Source organism: Ruegeria sp. AN11, from assembly GCF_056536005.1.
The window spans coordinates 1,738,402-1,756,862 of record NZ_JBQFJD010000001.1; the positions used below are offsets into that span (position 1 = coordinate 1,738,402).

15 protein-coding genes and 1 tRNA gene are annotated in these 18,461 nt (G+C 54.0%); 3 read left to right on the forward strand and 13 right to left on the reverse strand.

What is annotated here, in order from left to right; translation table 11 throughout:
• The first annotated feature begins 71 nt into the window (after nucleotides 1-71).
• Nucleotides 72-1,367 (forward strand): serine hydroxymethyltransferase, encoded by a 1,296-nt coding sequence (gene glyA, locus ACR3EQ_RS08640; RefSeq protein ID WP_480490362.1) that lies wholly within the window; start codon nucleotides 72-74, stop codon nucleotides 1,365-1,367.
• A 123-nt stretch (nucleotides 1,368-1,490) separates the two neighbouring features.
• Here glyA and ACR3EQ_RS08645 read toward each other — a convergent pair whose 3' ends face one another.
• Complete coding sequence (locus ACR3EQ_RS08645; RefSeq protein WP_480490364.1) at nucleotides 1,491-1,865, reverse strand: hypothetical protein; 375 nt, start codon at nucleotides 1,863-1,865, stop codon at nucleotides 1,491-1,493.
• 47 nt (nucleotides 1,866-1,912) lie between these two features.
• Between ACR3EQ_RS08645 and ACR3EQ_RS08650 the strand changes: the two genes are divergently transcribed.
• Nucleotides 1,913-2,713, forward strand: a complete 801-nt coding sequence (locus ACR3EQ_RS08650) for an alpha/beta fold hydrolase (protein WP_480442407.1) — start codon at nucleotides 1,913-1,915, stop codon at nucleotides 2,711-2,713.
• Here the strand turns inward: ACR3EQ_RS08650 and ACR3EQ_RS08655 are convergent, their stop codons facing one another.
• Together ACR3EQ_RS08655 and ACR3EQ_RS08660 are read right to left on the reverse strand one after the other, a co-directional pair.
• Nucleotides 2,714-2,902 (reverse strand): hypothetical protein, encoded by a 189-nt coding sequence (locus tag ACR3EQ_RS08655; RefSeq protein ID WP_170682516.1) that lies wholly within the window; start codon nucleotides 2,900-2,902, stop codon nucleotides 2,714-2,716.
• A gap of 69 nt (nucleotides 2,903-2,971) precedes the next feature.
• Entirely contained in the window at nucleotides 2,972-3,367 is a 396-nt protein-coding gene (locus ACR3EQ_RS08660) for a rhodanese-like domain-containing protein (protein WP_170617528.1), read from the reverse strand.
• A gap of 419 nt (nucleotides 3,368-3,786) precedes the next feature.
• Between ACR3EQ_RS08660 and ACR3EQ_RS08665 the strand changes: the two genes are divergently transcribed.
• Nucleotides 3,787-3,872, forward strand: a tRNA-Leu gene (locus ACR3EQ_RS08665).
• 673 nt (nucleotides 3,873-4,545) lie between these two features.
• Here the strand turns inward: ACR3EQ_RS08665 and ACR3EQ_RS08670 are convergent.
• The 10 genes from ACR3EQ_RS08670 to ACR3EQ_RS08715 all read right to left on the reverse strand — a co-directional run bounded on the left by ACR3EQ_RS08670 (nucleotide 4,546) and on the right by ACR3EQ_RS08715 (nucleotide 18,218).
• On the reverse strand, nucleotides 4,546-5,655 hold the full coding sequence (locus ACR3EQ_RS08670; protein WP_480490366.1) for an SAVED domain-containing protein: 1,110 nt from the start codon (nucleotides 5,653-5,655) through the stop codon (nucleotides 4,546-4,548).
• 162 nt (nucleotides 5,656-5,817) lie between these two features.
• Nucleotides 5,818-6,342, reverse strand: a complete 525-nt coding sequence (locus tag ACR3EQ_RS08675; RefSeq protein WP_480490368.1) for a Mov34/MPN/PAD-1 family protein — start codon at nucleotides 6,340-6,342, stop codon at nucleotides 5,818-5,820.
• Nucleotides 6,332-8,044, reverse strand: coding sequence for a ThiF family adenylyltransferase (locus ACR3EQ_RS08680; protein ID WP_480490370.1), 1,713 nt, complete (start codon nucleotides 8,042-8,044; stop codon nucleotides 6,332-6,334). The genes ACR3EQ_RS08675 and ACR3EQ_RS08680 overlap by 11 nt, the downstream gene beginning before the upstream one ends.
• Nucleotides 8,045-8,058: 14 nt before the next feature.
• Nucleotides 8,059-9,300, reverse strand: a complete 1,242-nt coding sequence (locus ACR3EQ_RS08685; protein WP_480490372.1) for a nucleotidyltransferase domain-containing protein — start codon at nucleotides 9,298-9,300, stop codon at nucleotides 8,059-8,061.
• Between the two features lie 459 nt (nucleotides 9,301-9,759).
• Nucleotides 9,760-10,443, reverse strand: coding sequence for a hypothetical protein (locus ACR3EQ_RS08690; protein ID WP_480490373.1), 684 nt, complete (start codon nucleotides 10,441-10,443; stop codon nucleotides 9,760-9,762).
• Between the two features lie 467 nt (nucleotides 10,444-10,910).
• On the reverse strand, nucleotides 10,911-11,801 hold the full coding sequence (locus tag ACR3EQ_RS08695; protein ID WP_480490374.1) for a DUF6339 family protein: 891 nt from the start codon (nucleotides 11,799-11,801) through the stop codon (nucleotides 10,911-10,913).
• A 1-nt stretch (nucleotide 11,802) separates the two neighbouring features.
• Entirely contained in the window at nucleotides 11,803-12,693 is an 891-nt protein-coding gene (locus ACR3EQ_RS08700; protein WP_480490376.1) for a hypothetical protein, read from the reverse strand.
• Nucleotides 12,690-14,561: a hypothetical protein gene (locus ACR3EQ_RS08705; protein ID WP_480490378.1), complete on the reverse strand. Its 1,872-nt coding sequence runs from the start codon at nucleotides 14,559-14,561 to the stop codon at nucleotides 12,690-12,692. The genes ACR3EQ_RS08700 and ACR3EQ_RS08705 overlap by 4 nt, the downstream gene beginning before the upstream one ends.
• Nucleotides 14,558-15,577, reverse strand: a complete 1,020-nt coding sequence (locus ACR3EQ_RS08710; RefSeq protein ID WP_480490380.1) for a PD-(D/E)XK motif protein — start codon at nucleotides 15,575-15,577, stop codon at nucleotides 14,558-14,560. The genes ACR3EQ_RS08705 and ACR3EQ_RS08710 overlap by 4 nt, the downstream gene beginning before the upstream one ends.
• Entirely contained in the window at nucleotides 15,567-18,218 is a 2,652-nt protein-coding gene (locus tag ACR3EQ_RS08715; RefSeq protein ID WP_480490382.1) for a Z1 domain-containing protein, read from the reverse strand. Before ACR3EQ_RS08715 ends, ACR3EQ_RS08710 begins: the two co-directional genes overlap by 11 nt.
• Nucleotides 18,219-18,461 lie beyond the last annotated feature (243 nt).

The window sequence follows — 18,461 nt, forward strand, 5'->3', positions numbered from 1 at the left end:
TTACGACTTTTGCATGTATGTCGTTTCCGATAGGAAATCCGCAAGATTATTCCCAGCCATGTGGAGCCCCCATGAACGCCAATCTTCGTGACACCGGTTTTTTCACCCAGTCTCTTTCGGATCGTGATCCTGAGCTTTTCGGCTCGATCCGGTCCGAGTTGGGGCGCCAGCGCGATGAAATCGAGCTGATTGCGTCCGAAAACATCGTCAGCGCCGCAGTGATGGAGGCGCAGGGCTCGGTGATGACCAACAAATACGCCGAAGGCTATCCCGGGCGGCGCTATTATGGCGGCTGCCAGTTCGTGGACATTGCCGAGAACCTGGCCATCGACCGCGCCAAGCAGCTGTTTGGCTGCGGTTTCGCCAACGTGCAGCCGAACTCGGGCTCTCAGGCCAACCAGGGCGTGTTCCAGGCGCTGATCAAACCCGGTGACACCATTCTGGGGATGAGCCTGGATGCCGGTGGTCACCTGACCCATGGCGCGCGCCCGAACCAGTCGGGCAAGTGGTTCCACGCGGTGCAGTACGGCGTCCGCAAGGAAGACAACATGCTGGACTACGATCAGGTCGAGGCGCTGGCGAAAGAGCACCAGCCCAAGCTGATCATCGCCGGCGGCTCGGCCATCCCGCGCCAGATCGACTTTGCCCGCATGCGCGAGATCGCCGACATGGTCGGCGCCTATCTGCATGTCGACATGGCGCATTTCGCCGGTCTGGTCGCCGCAGGTGAACACCCCAGCCCCTTCCCGCATGCGCATGTGGCCACGACCACGACGCACAAGACCCTGCGCGGCCCGCGTGGCGGCATGATCCTGACCAATGATGAAGATATCGCAAAGAAAGTGAACTCGGCCATCTTCCCCGGCATTCAGGGCGGCCCGCTGATGCACGTGATCGCGGCCAAGGCCGTGGCCTTCGGCGAGGCGCTGCAACCGGCCTTCAAGGACTACATCAAGCAGGTTGTCGTCAATTCGCAGGCCCTGTCGGATCAGCTGATCAAGGGCGGTCTGGACACGGTGACCCATGGCACCGACACCCATGTGGTGCTGGTCGACCTGCGCCCCAAGGGCGTCAAGGGCAACGCCACCGAAAAGGCTCTGGGCCGCGCGCATATCACCTGCAACAAGAACGGCGTACCGTTTGACCCGGAAAAGCCGACCATCACGTCGGGCATCCGTCTGGGCAGCCCCGCCGGCACCACCCGCGGCTTTGGCGAGGTCGAATTCCGCCAGATCGCGGACTGGATCATCGAGGTCGTCGACGGTCTGGCCGCCAATGGCGAAGACGGCAACAGCGCGGTCGAGGCCAAGGTCAAAGCCGAAGTCGCAGACCTCTGCGCACGATTCCCGATCTACCCGAACCTGTGATCGGCTCGGAACAATCAAGACAGCGGCGCCCCGGTGGCGCCGCATCTGTTTTGGGCGCATTGTCATTTCACACCAAAGACTTAGTTCAACATTGGCAAGGTAATCCTGCCTCAGAACCTACCTTCAGATCAGGCCGCGCCACCACAGAAACAGCAGCAGCAGCGCGCTCAGCGCCAGAATGTTGAACGCCAGTCCGCCCAGCATCCCCAGAAACCAGCCCCATCTTCTGTCCGCCAGATCAATACTGCCGAGATACGCCTGCACCTCGTCGGACGCGCTGACAAGTTTTGGAGTGTCCAGAACCCGCCGCAACCTAGGATGCGCCGCCATCTGTTCCGCATTCGCCAGCAGAAGCGCCTGTTTGTAGATCCGGCGAGGCAGTAGGCGTTTGGCTCTTTTGACCGAGGCCAACAGGGTTTTGTCCCGCACACCCAGCTTTTCGCGCAGCAACGCAATCGTGCCTGCAATCCGGGTCTGAATATCAGTGTCCTGCGACATTGGTGCCTCCTGACCGGGAAATGTAGCGCGGCCAGAGGCAGGCTACAATGGGACTGGTCGTTTCATTCACTGCCGGGTATCACGCACTCATGTTGAACACGATCGTACATGGCGAACCGACCGCGAACCCTCCTCTTCTGATCGCGCACGGGCTTTATGGCTCGGCCCGTAATTGGGGCGTCATTGCGCGGCGGCTTTCGGACGAAAGACAGGTCATTGCAGTGGACATGCGCAACCATGCCTACAGCAAGTGGGACGCCTCGCATGGTTATCCGGACCTGGCCGATGATCTGGCCGAGGTCATTGCGCAGGTCGGCGGTCCCGTGGACGTTGTCGGCCACTCCATGGGCGGCAAGGCAGCAATGACCCTGGCGCTGATGCATGGTGCCCAAGTGCGTAAACTGGTAGTGGCCGACATTGCGCCGGTGACCTACAGCCACAGTCAGATTCAGTTCATCGAAGCCATGCGTGCGGTCGATCTGTCCTGCGTGACCCGGCGCTCGGATGCCGAGCAGCAACTGGCAGAACTGGGTGTCGAAAAAGCGTTGCAGAGCTTCTTCACTCAGTCACTGGATGTCAGCGGGCAGCGGTGGCTGTTGAACCTGGACGGTCTGGCAAACGAGATGGCAAAAATCATGGGGTTTCCGGTACTCGATGCCACTTGGAACGGGCCCGCCCTGTTTTTGTCCGGTGGCGCCTCGGACTATGTTCTGCCGCAGCACCGCGACAAGATACGCGCCCTTTTCCCCGCCGCGAAATTCGCAAAGATTCCGGGCGCAGGCCACTGGCTGCACGCCGAAAAACCGCGCGAATTTGAAGCGGCCGTCAGAACCTTTTTGAACGCCTGATCAGATCGAACCCTGATACAACCGTTTGGCGACAAGCCATGAAACCGGTATGGCGGCAACAAATCCTGCGCCAGCGGCCCCCAGAATAGCGCCCGTGGTAACCAGGCCAGCAGACAATACAGCTATGACGGCCGAGCCAGCCAGGGCAGTTCCAATCAGTGAATACAACATCGAAGCAAGACGCATCATTGGGTGTGGTCCTATTTTGGAATCTGACCACATATTGGTTTCTCAGGATGTGTATGGCTTTGATTCAGGTCAGGTCATTCCAGGGTCAACAGGCTCGACTGTCTGGCCGCCCCCTTCGACCCAATCAGTAAGGCCCCCAAGGTTGTAAACCCGGGAATAGCCCATGTCCTTCAACAATTTGCCTGCCAGCGCCGCGCGCCCGCCCGACGCACAGTGCAGGACGATTGGCCGGTCGATGCGCAATTCAGGATCATGAGTTGGCAGCCCGCTATCGGCCCTAAACTCCAGCATCCCGCGTGGAATGTGATGAGACCCGACCGCCCGGCCCGCCCTCTCCAGTTCCGGCGTATCCCGAACGTCCAGCAGCAACCCGCCCTCGCGCAGCAGTTCCGAAGCTTGGGCAAAATCGATACGCGCGACCACAGCGTTGGCGGCCTCCATCATGTCCCTGACTGTCAGTGGCATTCCGGTTCTCCTGTCCTTGGAACTCCAGCATTTAACATGCAAAATAAGGAATACGTTTTCTGTGTAAAGGTACAATAGCGGTAAATCGCGAGCGGGGATATTACCCCGTTCTAACTGTGACTTCGAATGGCAGCAATTTTGTTCGCCTTGCTGCATCTACAAACACGAAAAGAGGAAGTCCGGGCCACCCCAATCATCAGGACCGGACACTTTTACACTTGAGCTGCAAGCAGCATCCACCCTAACTGCATGCTTGGCGAATTGGCGGGTGTTGTTCCAATCACACGACTAGCTCCGGCAACTTGGGCTTGAGGGCGTGCTGGATTTGACCAAGGCACAATTTGAGGCGGAAGCGCATTGTATTCATGGCCTTGTGGCCGTATTGAGATTTTCAGGCCCGAATTAGGCTCGACACGCATGCCCGCGTGGTGGAATGGTAGACACAAGAGACTTAAAATCTCTGGGCCGGAAGGCCGTGCCGGTTCGAGTCCGGCCGCGGGTACCAGTTTGTACGAAATTCGAAGCTTGCGCACGCTAACAGGCGCGATGCTTGTTGGGACAAACATATCAAATGACTTAGGAAGTCATCGTCTGCGTCTCGGCATGGAAAGGACCGCAATGTGACCTGATACAAGGTATTATCGCTCCGGTGCTTGCAAATGCTTCGCGGAACTTGAAACCTTTATCCCGGATGATCGCGGGACAACGATTCACTAACATCCAAAATGGACCAGTCAGATGGGTTTGCTTAGGAAATAAAATGGTGCCGGGGGCGGCTTCATACTGATCCAGCAAGCAATTGTTATCATTATGAATTCTCAAAACACCTGCCTTCTTTGCACCCCCACTTGCACCCCCATTGGGGTATCCATTTGTTACCAAACACTTGAAAGGCCAGTATGATTCCACGTCGAGGAATCGAATTGAGCATCCATTATAGGCCAAATTCGTACGGTATTAATCAAAATACTCTATAGTGTTTTCTTGCTCAATAGAGGTCACAAAGGGATCTAACAAACATACCCGACACTCCAGGGCCAACATGAATTTCGAGGATCGCCTCATTGTAGTATTCACCCTCCGAAGATAGGTGGTAGCAGTCATTCGCTGCCAAGGTAAGATTGAACGCGGAATCCTCTCTCCGCAGGCTCTCAATCCGCAGAGCGCCAATATTTTTGCTAGGGGTTAGCCTTACCCGTCGTGTACATCACTTTTGCACGCTCTTCTCCGGCGACAGGCATCAAAATGCCCCAAGGGTAGGCGGGGTTCTCGCCGCGCTGATATTGGTAGACTACTATTTCAGGGAGGTTTCGCTTGTCATAGCGCCTGCCGAATGTGAAAACGACACTGTTGGGGGCTGCCAACACTAGATTGATACGCCGCACTCCTTTCTCGCTCAGTTGCTTGGCAACCTCGAGGAAGTCCTGCGCAAGCCGGTTCTGTTTCTTTTGCGACCAATGCGAGTCTGACGACATACCATCAAGCGTCAATCTGATCGTTGGTAGTGCAAAGGTCGTTGCCAAATCCTCATCATTGACTGGATAGGAAAAGGTGATCGCCAAAATGACTTCCGACGCATCCGAAATCGCTTCGAGCCCTTCCACGAGGAAGTGGGCACCATCGTCTTCACCTTCGATCTTGCGCCACGCTTCCTGAGAACGATCCCAGTCATAGGTGACGATGGAACTCTCGTCATCGAGCAGAACTCCAGTCAGAAATGTGTAAGGGACCGGCGTCAATCCACCATAGAATGTCGTCACATCCGCCCTGTCACCTTCCTTGCGGTATTGTTGAAAAGACCGATACATCGCCATGATGTCGTCCAAGGCCCTTTCTGGAGCGATCACTCTACCATCGAGCCTGTTGCGCAAATCCAGCAAAACTGGTGTCACAGCCCCGCCGTGACACTTCGCAATCGTGTCGGCCAATGCATTGCCATCATCATCCCGCAGGCCGCGCGCTTCGATCACAACGTTACGCTTCTTGGATCGCACTCGGGCTTCGCCTACGAATCTTGCGACCGCAATTACAAGGCCGGCGATAATAAGGAGGAGTGCGATGCCTAAAATGACGACATCGACGGTCTTGATCGCCGCACCTACCTTCTCGGCACCTGCTGGCACCGCCCCCAGTACAAAACGCAACAGCTCAATTATCAAGGGAACGCCGCCAAAAACAGCAATCAAAAGTGTGAGGCCCGCTCCGATCAAGTAACGCTCGATCGTTGCAACTCGAAACCACCAATCAATGAGTTTCGTAAGAAAGTTGTCAAAATGTCGTTTCAGCATTTTAGATCGTTTCTTTCGCGTTGTCCGTTGTCAAAGACATTGGGTCATTTGGCAGCTTGGACTAAGGGAGGATCTTGCAAGTTCTTCAAACGGCACTGGCCAGTGCGCTGTTCCAGATTTGAAGTTTTGTGACTTTGCGCGGTTGCTTTCCATACTTCGAGATCAACTCTTACCCTTTTTCGGGTTCACAATTTCTATCTCAGGAAATCTCTTAGTGCGCTGGTTGTGCTCGGTTATCAATCGACCTTGCTCGGGCGGTGAACCACGTTGAAAAGTTGTTATGGTCGCTTCGAGCAATTCTTCACTCAGCATCCGAACAATTAGCAACGTGGCAAAAGACGGCCCGCTGTGTTCGACCATCTTAGTCATTGCAGCTACATCGATATCGCTCGGGATCGGCGGGAATGTAGGATGAGAATGCCACTCGCCCAAATAGTCCACTCGTCCTGTTCGATCTGCGTTCTCAAGTAGTATCTTATCGAGTTGCTCACCATGCGTCATAGGAAGACTGGCGAAGCGATTGTGTGTCCCGACTTCAAGGTCAACCGTGAAACCTACCAGCTCAAATTCTCCAGGCCCAAGCTGTTCTGCAGCCAGCCATCCGCCAATCTCTCGTCTACCACCTTTCTGCAAGCACGCTCGCATGGCATTCCGGTGGGTTAGGGGAAACCGGAGACTAAGTGTCATACTCTATCCCTAGGTGTTCCATAACTTGAACAATTGCGGTTCCGCTTTCCTCAGCATCCTCGTCGCCCCATCCGCCATTAGAACTGTAGATAACGGGATGAGTGTCAAACGGATGGTCAAAAATCCATGCTCTCCGAAGACCAATAAAGTATGCTGGCTCCGGATGGACTCTCATCTCTGGGGTAGAAAGCACATCCAGGGCATGTCGAGATGTTCGGTTGGCAATTACGCCGACATCGCCATCAGAAGCGAATAATGGTTCGTCTTGGTCGTCACCCTGCACCCCATAGTTACGTTGAAATCCTTCTGGGGGCGATTTGTCTTTTGCATCACACCAGGCACGCAATTGATCAGCTGCAAGGATAGGGGCCGGATCCTCAGCCGGAACGCTCCGAGCTACCAGCCCACCAATCCCACCGGCATAAACCCGCGCCCAAACAAGCGGCCTCTTCTTTTGAGTACATATAGCTGCAGCCATGCGAAACACAGCGCTATCGGCTGTCGTTTCGATGACAAGATCACAGGAACTAATGATCTCGCCCAGTTTTGCAATATTCTGAACAGTCGATTGTGACGTCAGACTCATTCCTAAAGCGGATACCCGCACCTTTGGATTTATTCGGCGTAACCTTTGCTCCAGTGAAATCGCCTTGTGATGGCCTACGTCCATTTCATCAAGTTCGTTGCGTACCAAGTTGTCGGACCAAAGGACATCGTTGTCTAGCAACATGAAGTGCCCAACACCTTCGCGAGCCAGACCAGCGGCAACCTTGGAACCAAGCGAGCCAGCACCAATAATGCAGACGCTGGATTTTCGATATATTTGGCCGTGCGACCTGCGCTCTTTAGCTCGAGGTGGCTCGAACGTATAGAAAAGATTTATTTGCCTGTTTGCTCCGCTATTTCGAACGAGGAACAAAACCTCATCCTTTCCATTCGACAAGACAACCGGCATTTCTTCAAATCTTGAAATCCACTCTCGCAACCAGCGCGGCAGAAGCAAGTACAACAGCTTGGTTACATTTTCTTGTGTGAGATCCGGTAGCTTCTGAATTCCAGGTAGCCGATACAACACTCCATGAACGACTTTACCACCAAAACCCGGGCCATCATTTGGAACACTCAAATTGGTTTCGTAGCCAATCGACGCTACTCGAGCGACAAGAGCTGCTTGAGTGCCGGTTGATGCAAGCCGCTGCTCAAGGGTTAAGCGAAGATCGGTTGCGCGTCCAGCCAGGCGTTTTCTCAGTAGGCTCGCTGTTTCGGACGGCAACATGAACCGTCTTTCATAACCCACAAGCAATGACGGCAGATCGGATGGATGGTCACTTTCGACTACAGAAACAGAGGCGTTCGCAGGGGTCGCCTCAAGAAGCGCTTTCGCACTCCGAACCACATCTATGCTTTTGCAATCTGGATGCCAATTGTCGGGTCGATATTGGAGGCAAAGCTCACCACCTTCGCCATACTGGTGCTGAGAAAGCCTCACTGTTTCATCTGCGGGAAGCACGAAGGGTGGTAACTCTGGAAAGAGGGCGGGAAAAACCAGGCGTAGTGGTATTTGTCTATCCTCTATCAACAACGTGAATGACCACGACAACAGACCACTGCTGTTTTGACTGAATCCAGCTCCTTGGATCCAATCAAAGTTCTCTTCCAACTCGGACAGTTCTTCGCACTCTTGTATCAGCCGCCCAATCATGGGCGCGTCAGGCATCAGCCGAAACCCTTTGGCTCTGTGGGTCTACGCTGTTCATCACCAAATACTAAGCCGGGCGATGAAGCCCCAGCTGCAGCGGCGGGGGCAACAGTTGCAGCTCGCGATCCAGCACTAGTTGCAACACGCAACCGAGCGGCGGCAGCGAGGGGGTCACCAAGGCTACGCGAAAGTTCATTCAGCACAATATTTGCATCACTAAACCCTCGAACCGCACCAAAATGCTCTCGGGCAGCCTCCAGCCACTCGAAAAAAGCTTCCGCCCGCTCCGGGTGAGTTTTCCAGCGATCAGCAAAATTCTCTGAAGGGTCTGTCGGATTACCGATCCAATAAAATCCATCTCGATCCTCAATATGTCGCGGCATATCCCCTAGGATCTTTTCGATTGCCTCGGACACTCGTGTCTCGCCGGCATACGCATGTGTTGAAAGTGTTGTCAGAATGATACTGATCACCTTTAGATCTTGATCATCTTGCTCGGCGAACCACTCGTCCCGATGCCGCTTCAAAATCATAATGGCCGACTGCAGAGGGGTACGAACTCGGAACACAGGGACATCTTCCACACTGGCCGTTACTCTGCCCCGCTCATCTAGGAAAGCTCGACGACGTTCGTTTAACTGTTCAAGCTGTCTGGACTTAAACCAAGTGGCAAAGCCACGAGGATTACTTCCCGGCCAATCGTCCGTGATGATATGATATGTCTCGGTTTTTTCCCTATCCGTAATTGCGATTGCACCTTCTGCCATCGCCTCATCCGTTCGGTATGATGAGAGAACAGCACGCATCTTATCCTCGTTTGGAACCGCCGGTAAGACATCCATATGAAATTGCGCTCCGTCAGCATAAACGAGAGTACAACACCTCCGGGACTCATCGACTTCACTTTGAATGCCACGAGCTTTGCGATAGGCCTTCAACTCATCTTTCAGCAGATGACGCAGCTCAGCCTGACTAATTTTCTCTTTGGAGAGACCCTTAAAGGCTACCACGATATCGAGGTCATAGTCCTCATCCGTTGACGCGGGCTTGATCGGTGTCCCCAGAGCAAAGGAACCCTGTACATAAACATCAGGAGCAAAATCACGGACTTTGGACTCATCGCGATGCAAAAAATCCGCGATATCCTTGTATCGCTTCTCTACCTGTTCAAAACGATCTTGCGGAACTGAGAGTTCTTCGGCCAGTTTTTCTACTGCTACGTTAAAGCCATATCCGATACCCGAACCTGTGTTACTCATTTCACTATCACCTCAAATCTATTCAACTCTTGATGTATTACTTGTTGTGTGATTTCAACCTATAATTCTCCCGTCCTGTGCATTCTGTTTGGTCAGTTTCCCATCGCGCACAAGCTTGATAATGCACCACAATCCTTGAGCAACGCGCTGTCGTCGCAGTCGCTGCAAATGGCCGGATCGACAAAGCTGCCTCTCGACGTGGGTTGACACAATGAATAACTGGTTCGAGCTGTCACATTTGGCTGAGTTCCGTTCCGTCGCCAAATGCTGCACCTATTCTGGGGTCGGCTTCTAGCCCAAATCGTCCAATGCAGCAGCACACCTGACCAAAACGCAAGCGCATTCAACTTTCGGCAGCCCTAACCGCTTTGGCTCTGCGAAACCCCATATCGACAAAAGTAAGGTTAAAAGTGGGGTTTTGAAAATCGCTGAGAAGGCAGAAGCAAACGTTCTTTGATGTCATGCAGGCGTGTGCAGTTCAACCAACTGATGCTGACATTGTTTTAGTCCAACTATGACATGGGCTCTCTCAAATCCAATACCGACAAAAAACTCTATTATCGCTTCAGACCTGTCTTGCGAGTCTTTCGATTTTGGAGACAGAGGCGACATTATTGACGCCAGCTTAGCAGCGACTACCCAATTCATTAAAGCCGGTCGATGTTGGCTACCCTTCCTTGCCTGGGTAATTTGGGAGTTGGCATTGTTTCTCTCTACTCCACCACCATGTGAGCGATTGATACGTCTAGGAATTGCTTCTAACCGCACCCAAGTCGAGTCGGGTGCATTCGAGGCGGCCAACAAATGATCAATATCAAAGTCCTTAGGCACATCGTTTTCACGAAAGTTTTGCTGATACACCAAATTCACAAAATCGACGTACTCTCTCTTGTAGCGAGAGAAATCCGGCTTCACCATTGTGAAGGACTTATTACGGTTTGTATTACTAACGAAGCGAATTACCGAACCGTCGTGTAACATCTCAAAAATGCCGTCGTACTCTTTCTCGATTGCCCCAAGGAAGCTAGGAGAAACAGACATGACCGGAAACGGACGATCTCGGAAATGGGTTAATATTGCTTCGTTCCGCTGAAGAATTAAATCTCTAAAAGTCAATGTATTGGCCTCGTTCTTACGCGACATCAGGTTCAAACCGCAGTATTGTTTAAGGGTTCACTGCTCGGATAGCGTTCGTTTCTCAAATTGTATAGCCATTTGGTATTTGGTTCTGCCGTTGATCTTCGATAGCGCTAGTTTGGATACGTAATGAAACGCTCGAATTGCGAGTTTAACCCCGTTCTGTCCCTTGAACTTGCTTCGCGACGGGAGCAAATCCCGGCCGGTCAAATCTGAAAGATGAACAGTGGATTGGTCTCGCATTGCGTGAGGCAAGGCCTCTGAACTTCGCGGTTGCAACGAATGGTAGCAAAGCGGTTTGCGAACACAGAATTTCTATCCCGTGACAGGTGAATACTGAAAATAGCGAAAACCGATATGATTTGCCCAAGCGATAAAAAAACGCAGTTTACGTTTGCCGTCAAACTAATGGTGCATTTGAGCAATAGATTTGGCCACGCATCTTGATAAACCCGACGGACTAGGCTGAAATTCTAATTGGATTCTTTCCCCCAATGTAGCGGGTTCCAGAATGGCGGTTTTCTCTTTTGGGGCTTTGTGTATTTAGGAAGCGATCCCATCCGTGCGGAAGCCGTAAAGGATTTCGAATTGTGCTTGCCTTGTACATGCACCTTGGCGACCGAAAAGGCTTCACTCACTAAAACCTGCAATTCATCGTCAGAGAGCATGCTCAAAACGCGAACTTCCGCCATCGCTCGAAGACGCTTGGTCACAATACGCATGACGTCTTCCATCTCGTTAACGGTCCTCGAAGCTTCTACCCAGCCTTTCCCGATTGCAGTGGAGAGCCTACGGTCGGCGGCAATTGATGGCCGCTCGATAATTTGAACTACAGCGTCCTCTGTAAGCTGATCAACGAGACTCCAACGACTGTCACATTCAATAGAATCTAGGCCAAGTGAGTTGGTACGAAGCCAAAGCCTGCGGAGGAAGTTCCTTTCGCGGCCGAGTAACCTATGTACAGAGATAGTCTTGCCTTCTTTACCATGCCGCCAAACGGCGAGATCTGGAACGTCGAAACAAACTAGGCCAGCCCAACAGTTCGGGCGCATGGTTTCGCCGAAGGCAGCGCCTAGCATTGGATCCTCGGCCAGTATCCTGCAGGCAGCGCGGTCGAACGCCTGCTGACCATTAAGTTTTGGTGGCTGCGGAAATCCAAAATCCTGCGCAAGTTGTCGTAGCCTTGAAGCCAGCAGATCACGTTGCTCCGGACTTGCAGGCATACCACCAGAACGATTCCAGTGTGGTCGAAGACCGAGCTCTTCTGCAATTCCAGCCACTTGGCCGGGCTTTGCATCGCGGCGTCTCAATTCTTCGATTAGTAGGTCTACCTCATGTCGCTCAATGCGCGGAAGTAACAACATTCTACTCATCCCCCACGGCAGCTAACGCATTCAGACGTGCATGAAAGCGCCCGGAGTCAGCTTCGAGATCTCGACGTGCAGCGTCGGCAGAGCCAAATGCTGTGACTAGCCAATGGAGTGAAACACCCGCAAGAGAGCTCTCAGAAATGTCTCCGATCAAGAAATCCTGATCGCCGCCTTGTCGCAGGTAATCCCTTGATATCTGAGCGATGACGTCCGCCATAACCGTTTGAAGCGTCTCGTGATCGCCCTTCCGGAACCGCTCGGAGAAGGCCTTGTTTTGCGAATTTACGTGCAGTCGAACTGCTGTGTCGAAATCTGCTGCGGGATCACTCCAATCCACCTGCAGTCGCCACAACGCATCCCGCCATTCCTCGCCGAGCAGTCTGGAGAGATCGGTCTCGCTAACCGGAAATCTCGATACGTTGCCTTCAAGGCGGATACGTCGTCGTTCTCGCCAGACAATGTCACCTGCTCTGGCCGGAGCTATAGATGAGGTTCTCTTGCTTGGGGCCGTTGAAAGGCCGATGATTACGTCAAGAAAGAGATTTTCTGCCATACGACTACCAGCAATCTCAAACTGGATCGAAATAGGGGACGCACTCTTTACAGGGCCCCGGAATGCCAGCCACCGTTCGGATGGAAGAGTTCCTGCGCCAGTGCCTGCGAAAACGAGCATTTCGAGCTCTGGATTGGGGATGTCAAGGCTGCTTGCCGCGGAGGAAGGATCAAGGCTGAATTCACGACTGACGAGAAGGTTTGTAGCATTGTCCCAGTTGGGGACAAACTCGGGGTCTTCAAGTATTTCCCCTGTCGAAAGACCTATTTTCCACGGCGTAATCTGAACGAGGTCTTCCGGGATCGTGAGAAATGGGAGAATCGCGCTGGTCAATCGACTACACTCCTCGGTTCGCGAATACGAAGACCGACGGCCACATCGCCCGGTATGGTAACCCGTACAAGCCATCGTCCTTCCTGATGCGCTACAATACCGAGACCGCTCGAGCTAGATCCGTCTGGCGCCAGCCACTCTCGTACTTGCGGGTATCCTGTTGCCTCGTCAGGATCTTGCGCGCTCCCATCTATGACTACCTTGGGAACGGCTTCAAGGTTCCTAAATCTTCCATCTGCATGGAGGTCGAACTCGAACTCCGCTAAAGACTGCCCATCTAGATCTGCGAATAGACGGACCGGGCGAGGTTGAGAGAAAGGACGCCTGCTTCCACCAATACCACCACTACCGCCGCGGCCGCTTGAACCGCGCCCGCCACCGTCGCCCTGGGCGCCGGGCAACAAACGACCCATTGCGGTTGCTGGGATCGCAAGCGGAACTTCTTCCGCGGGAGCCGTTTCAGTGGTGTCGCCCTCACCTGCAATCGCATCGCGAATGCGCTTTAGAGCTAGGTTCACGAAGCGACGCTCGTAAGATTTCGCGGGAAGGCTGTCGGGCTGCCAGTCATCATGCGCGGGTGGTTCCGACCGCGCAAACGCCCCTTCAATGTCAATATCCTCGGAGCACATGAACACTCCGCCCCACTCCTGTGAATAATCTGCGAGTTCCTTTCCCACCTCGTAGCGCACCACAAGCTGGGCAGGACGCATAAGAGCAACGTGGCGCAGGCGCGTGGGTATGATGCTTTGTAGTTGTTCTTCTCCTTCATTGTCGCCGTCGGACCTTGGCGGAAGGAGCCACTTCCTCATTGCAGCTCTACCGCTCGAGATCGCAAGCGTTCCGAGAACGCGAGCCGGTCGGAAGGAACGTATCGATTTCTTTTTTGTGGAAACGTCAGATTCGTCTGTTTCGGTGCCCCTGGTCGCGTTCATCGCATGGCAGAGAAGGTCCAGTGGCGCGAACTCCTCGGGGTTAGGAACAGACTTCCAAGTTTCTCCGTCGCGCGCAACGTGGGCGCTGAGTTTCTTTCCAGCGGGAGTGGTCTGCATCATCCGAGGCCAGAAGTTCCAAAGCAGGTATTCGGTCAATGCTCCTACAACCATATCCCCGTCCGCTGGGAGATGCGGCGCGAGGATCATTACGGTCGTACCCAGCCCGGTCGAGTTATCAGGGCGTTCCGGCATACCAAGTTCTTTCGCACATTCCGATGCCGCTTCGCCAGTCAAGGGCTCAACCGTAAGCCCGTCGTTTGCTCCTATGCCCCACCAGTGGCGCCCGGTTGTCCGCCCAGGAACTGCCCTCCCCATCTGTGCAGCCATGAACCGCCTTGTTGGCGTCCCGGCATCGGTCGTGCTGGTGTCTACCAGGATCGTATGCGCACTGCTGGCACGATAAAGCGTCGCCTTTCCATATCCATAGGTGCCGCCTCCACCCTCTACGTCTCTTGCCGCGCCGATGTTGCGAAAGAAGTTGACGAAGTCTGGGTTTTCGTTATCCGCGAGAGGCACGTCCGCTCTAGTAGGGCCGGCAAGGCCGGTGGTTCCATAGTCGGCGATCTCCAGAACCTTGAGATCGTCTCCTCCCAACACGACATCAGAGAGGTTCTGCCGTGCCGTATCCTCATCCGGAAGATGCTGAAAGACTCTCTCCTTCAGGTAAAGGCGTTGTTCCGAAGTGAGACTGCGGATCCTTATGCGTACTTCTGCTTTTTTGGCATCAGACCTCGTCGCGTCGCATGAGTTCTGCACTGCCTCCCTGACAAGGATTGCAAGAAGATCGAGCGAGGGCGTCCCCAGAAGGTTCTCGAAGCCTTCAGCGGACAGATTTCCATCAGGGCTGAAAGGTTCCGAATGAAGCAGGAGGCTCATGATGACTCTCCCCCTGTCTCGCCAATGACGGAAATCAACTGCCTCGGATCTACGACGCTTGCTCCGGCCACTTCAAGAGAAACAGTGTAACGTACATCGGTGACTCCCTGTTGAAGGGAGCCGGCCTGAAACGACCCTGGAACGAGCCGCGGAAAACCTTCATCAACTCTCCATACTTCGACTGGCGCCTGAGCGAACCCACGGCGGTTCCATGGCTCAGTAATCGGGACAGGGCAGCCGGCACTTTGGATTGCTGCCTCTAGATCGTCTACACTTTCGTGTGGTAGGAGGGTCACCAGTCTCTCAAGGATCGTGCCAATAGTTTCTCGCCCGGGAGCAAGTCGCACACCAGCAAGAAAGAGGTTACCACCCATCGGCTCCTCCAGCTGATGGATATTTGAGATACGGCACTTGCGCTCACCCGATGCGGGTAATGCCTTAACCTCTACGTGCAGATTTCCAAAAGCAAAATCGTGTGTTTCTCCATAAGGACCGCGCCAGGCACGGACCGCATTGGTTCCATTCTCGACAAGCCATTCAAGAACAAAAAGTTCCGCGACAAGTCCAGCAATGCGCTCGCCGTCTATTGCTGAGTCTACCTGTTCGAACAACCGTCGGAACCGTGAGAGCGCTCTACCAATAGCAAGCGGTGTTGGGGCATTCCTTGCAATCTCTGCGAGAACGGATTCACAGAAACGTAGGAAAACGGTTTCTAGATCGCGATCAAGACATATTATCCTGACCCACGCATGACCATCTCGGAAATCCTCCTGAATCAGTAGGCGCCGTGATCCCGTCGGAACATCGTCCAATTCCTCTCGCGCTGAGGGCAGGAGTATTCCCGCGTAGTCCTCAGGCGTTAGTACCCACTCAGGCCTTCTTCGATCCGAAGTGAAGGGCTCGATCGGTTGCACTCGCAATCCCGAACCGGGTTCAAGCCGGGAGTGAAGTCGCAAGTCCTGCCACGGTGATCCTGCGAGCCACGTTGGACTAGGACCGCTATTTTCAGCTGGCATCCTGTTCTCCCCCCGCCTCTTCGCCGTCCTCGTCGGCAAAACTGCTTCGACCAAGATCAACTTGTATGTACTTCGTGGGCCGTCTGTCGGCGTCGATACCAAGCTGCGGAAAAACGATACCCAGGCCTAGAACATCGTGGACTGCGTCAAGCGGCTCCCGCTTGCTTGTTCCGTCCTTCTTGGGCAGCGGCACCGAATTCCTATCGATGGGATAAAGGAGTAACAGGGGCCGTTGTCCCAGCTGGTCTTCCCGCCATTTCTTCAATCGGGCCCACTCCCAACCCCGCCAGCCGGCAATATCGGGAAGCTGCTCCTTGGGAACGTCCATCATGACATCTGGACGGGACATCAAGGCCTTGATGTCGGCAACTTCATGATCGCGGGTCTTCTCAAGCCTTGATCGTCGCGCGAGATTTGGCACCACGTTGCCGAGGGGCTGTCTCGCCTTCCCCACTGCCCGGTCACCCGGCTCAAAGATGCCCACAGACCATTCTCCGAGTATGTTTGCATTCACACGAACGTACTCCTCTAGCCAGCCGGAACTGAGATCACGATGTGAGGTGTGGACGGAATAATCCCTTAGAAACTCAAGAATTCCAGCCGATTCTATCCGACCCAGCTTCCCTGAAGCTTCGATTCCGGATTGCTTGACAAGGCGTGCGCCCGCTGCCCAGTTTCGTTTCAGTGTATCTCCATCAACACGTGGGAAGCGGATGGTCTGAACATGCAGGCCGCGGTAGTCTATGTTTGCGGTTCGTGCATGACGGCTCTTATTGCGAGCGGTCACCTGCAATCCAGGAAGGGTTCGAATCCGGACAGCAAAGTCTATGGGACGAGCGCCCCTTGCCGCATACTCCGAGATCTCCTCGCGAAGCTCATATTCCACGAGGGCTAGCTGCCGGAACGCGTTGGACACTTCCTCGGGCATCCAGAGCCGCACAAGGTCTTCGTAACCTGCCCGGTAGCCGAACCAGCGTCCCATCTGGAGCAGTGTGTCGTATTGCTTCGGGCGGCGAGCAAAGTAGGTCACGGTAAGGCCCTCGAGGGTCAGACCGCGCGACAGGATATTGCCTCCAATCGCGATCACCGCCGTCGGTGGACCTTCATAGGAGAGTCGATCCTCGCTTTTGGAGTTCTCGACGGCTATTTGCAGGCGCGCCGCCGCCACTGGCAGTTGAACTGCAATTTGATCGAAGCCCACCTTTTCGTTTTCGAAAAGAGTAGGATTAACCTTGGCTGACTCCCGATCCCAGAGTTCCTCAAGTTCTTTCAGTAGTGCCATGTCGTGGGGCGACGCAGTAAGCCGTTCGAACTCTGGTTGAATCAGCTTTTCAAGATCTGAGTGATCATCCGTACGGTGCGATGTGTGTATGAGCATGGAGGCATGGGCGGCGTCATGTCCTCTCGCAAGCCGGGCTGCAACCGCTATCAGGAACCAGCGCACTGCATCCCGTAGGCTCTCCACATCCTCCAGATGAGGGGTCTCGTCGACAGAGGTCAGGAGTCGCACCTCTTTTGCCCCTGCAAATCGAATGACGTCGAGACCATCCGAACCGTCATCCTCGGCATCGACCGGATCGCGTCCGAAGATCTGTTCCGCCCCGAAGTAGCCTCTTGGTCGCGGCAGCGAGATCAGGAAGTCCCTCGGATAAAGGTCTTCAAGCGACTGCTCATCCTCCGTCGTGACTCCAACAGGAAACGGGTTGATCAACACGTTCGCAAATGGCGTGGCAGTGTAGCCCACATAGGAAACCGTGGGCAGCGTGGCGAGAAGTTCTCTGATCCTTCGATTAGTCTTGGTTGGGTCATTGTCAGTTTTCGAAGCGTTGGGACTTGCCTGATCCGCCTCGTCATCTATGACAAGCATGCGCCAACGGTTTTTCATGAGCCCTGGGCTTTTCCGTATGTCACTTGTGAGGCGTTCAAGCTGCGCCGGAAGTTTCTTCATCACCGCTATCATTGCCACGTCCTGCGCAACGTTCGGGAGTTGATTGGCTGTTTGGCTCTGGTAGTCGCCGCTTTCGAGAAGCTGCCCGTCAGTGTCATATTCGTTACGACTGGTCAGCGGCTGCCAATTGTAGAGGTTGCGTTTGATCAGATCGTCTTCCAGACGTGCCTGCGTCTGATGTCGCAATTTGTCCGTGGTTCCTGCGAGTACGACAACTAGGTTGTATCCTGCATCAACCGCACGAGCGATAACACCCGTCATGTTTGCCGTCTTTCCAGATTGGACGTAACCAACAACAAGCCCACGGACATCAAACTCCGCCTCTGCCGGATCTCCAAGCTCCGCAACCACCTTAGCGGAAGACCGGGAGACGGAACGGACAACCTCCTCGCCCCAACCCTTCTCGCTCTCAAGATACCCTGCGAGGGCAGACCAGTGAACGCCTCTGTGCTTCTGCTCGTCGTACCAGTGAGGTCTGGACTTTGAGAGTGTGTAGGGGTCCTGAATCCGCCTTATCCTCTCGAGCAACTCGCTTGCGATCTCTTCCTTGACCCGCCCCAGTAATTCATCGTCTACACCAAATGGACTGAAAAACTCACGCGCCTTATCTGTCGCGACCTCGAGGTCCGGGTCCGCCAGCTCTCTTAAGTATTCCTCGATACGCTCACGGTACCGGTCTGCTATGCTGCTCATGCTGTCCTTAGACAATTCCGTTTTCTCTCAATAACATGAAACTCACAGGATTTCGCGTCCGAATTCAACCGCTCTGCACAACTTGAAGTTGCGACAGTCTGACGCGAATCCTAGCAAGGATCTCTCGAATTCACTGAACACAAGCAACTCGAAAACACCTCCTAGGATGGCGGTACTCCAGTCTGCTCCCTATGGGTGTGCCTTACTTCACTACGGCAACTACACCCGCTGATCGGAGTTGGA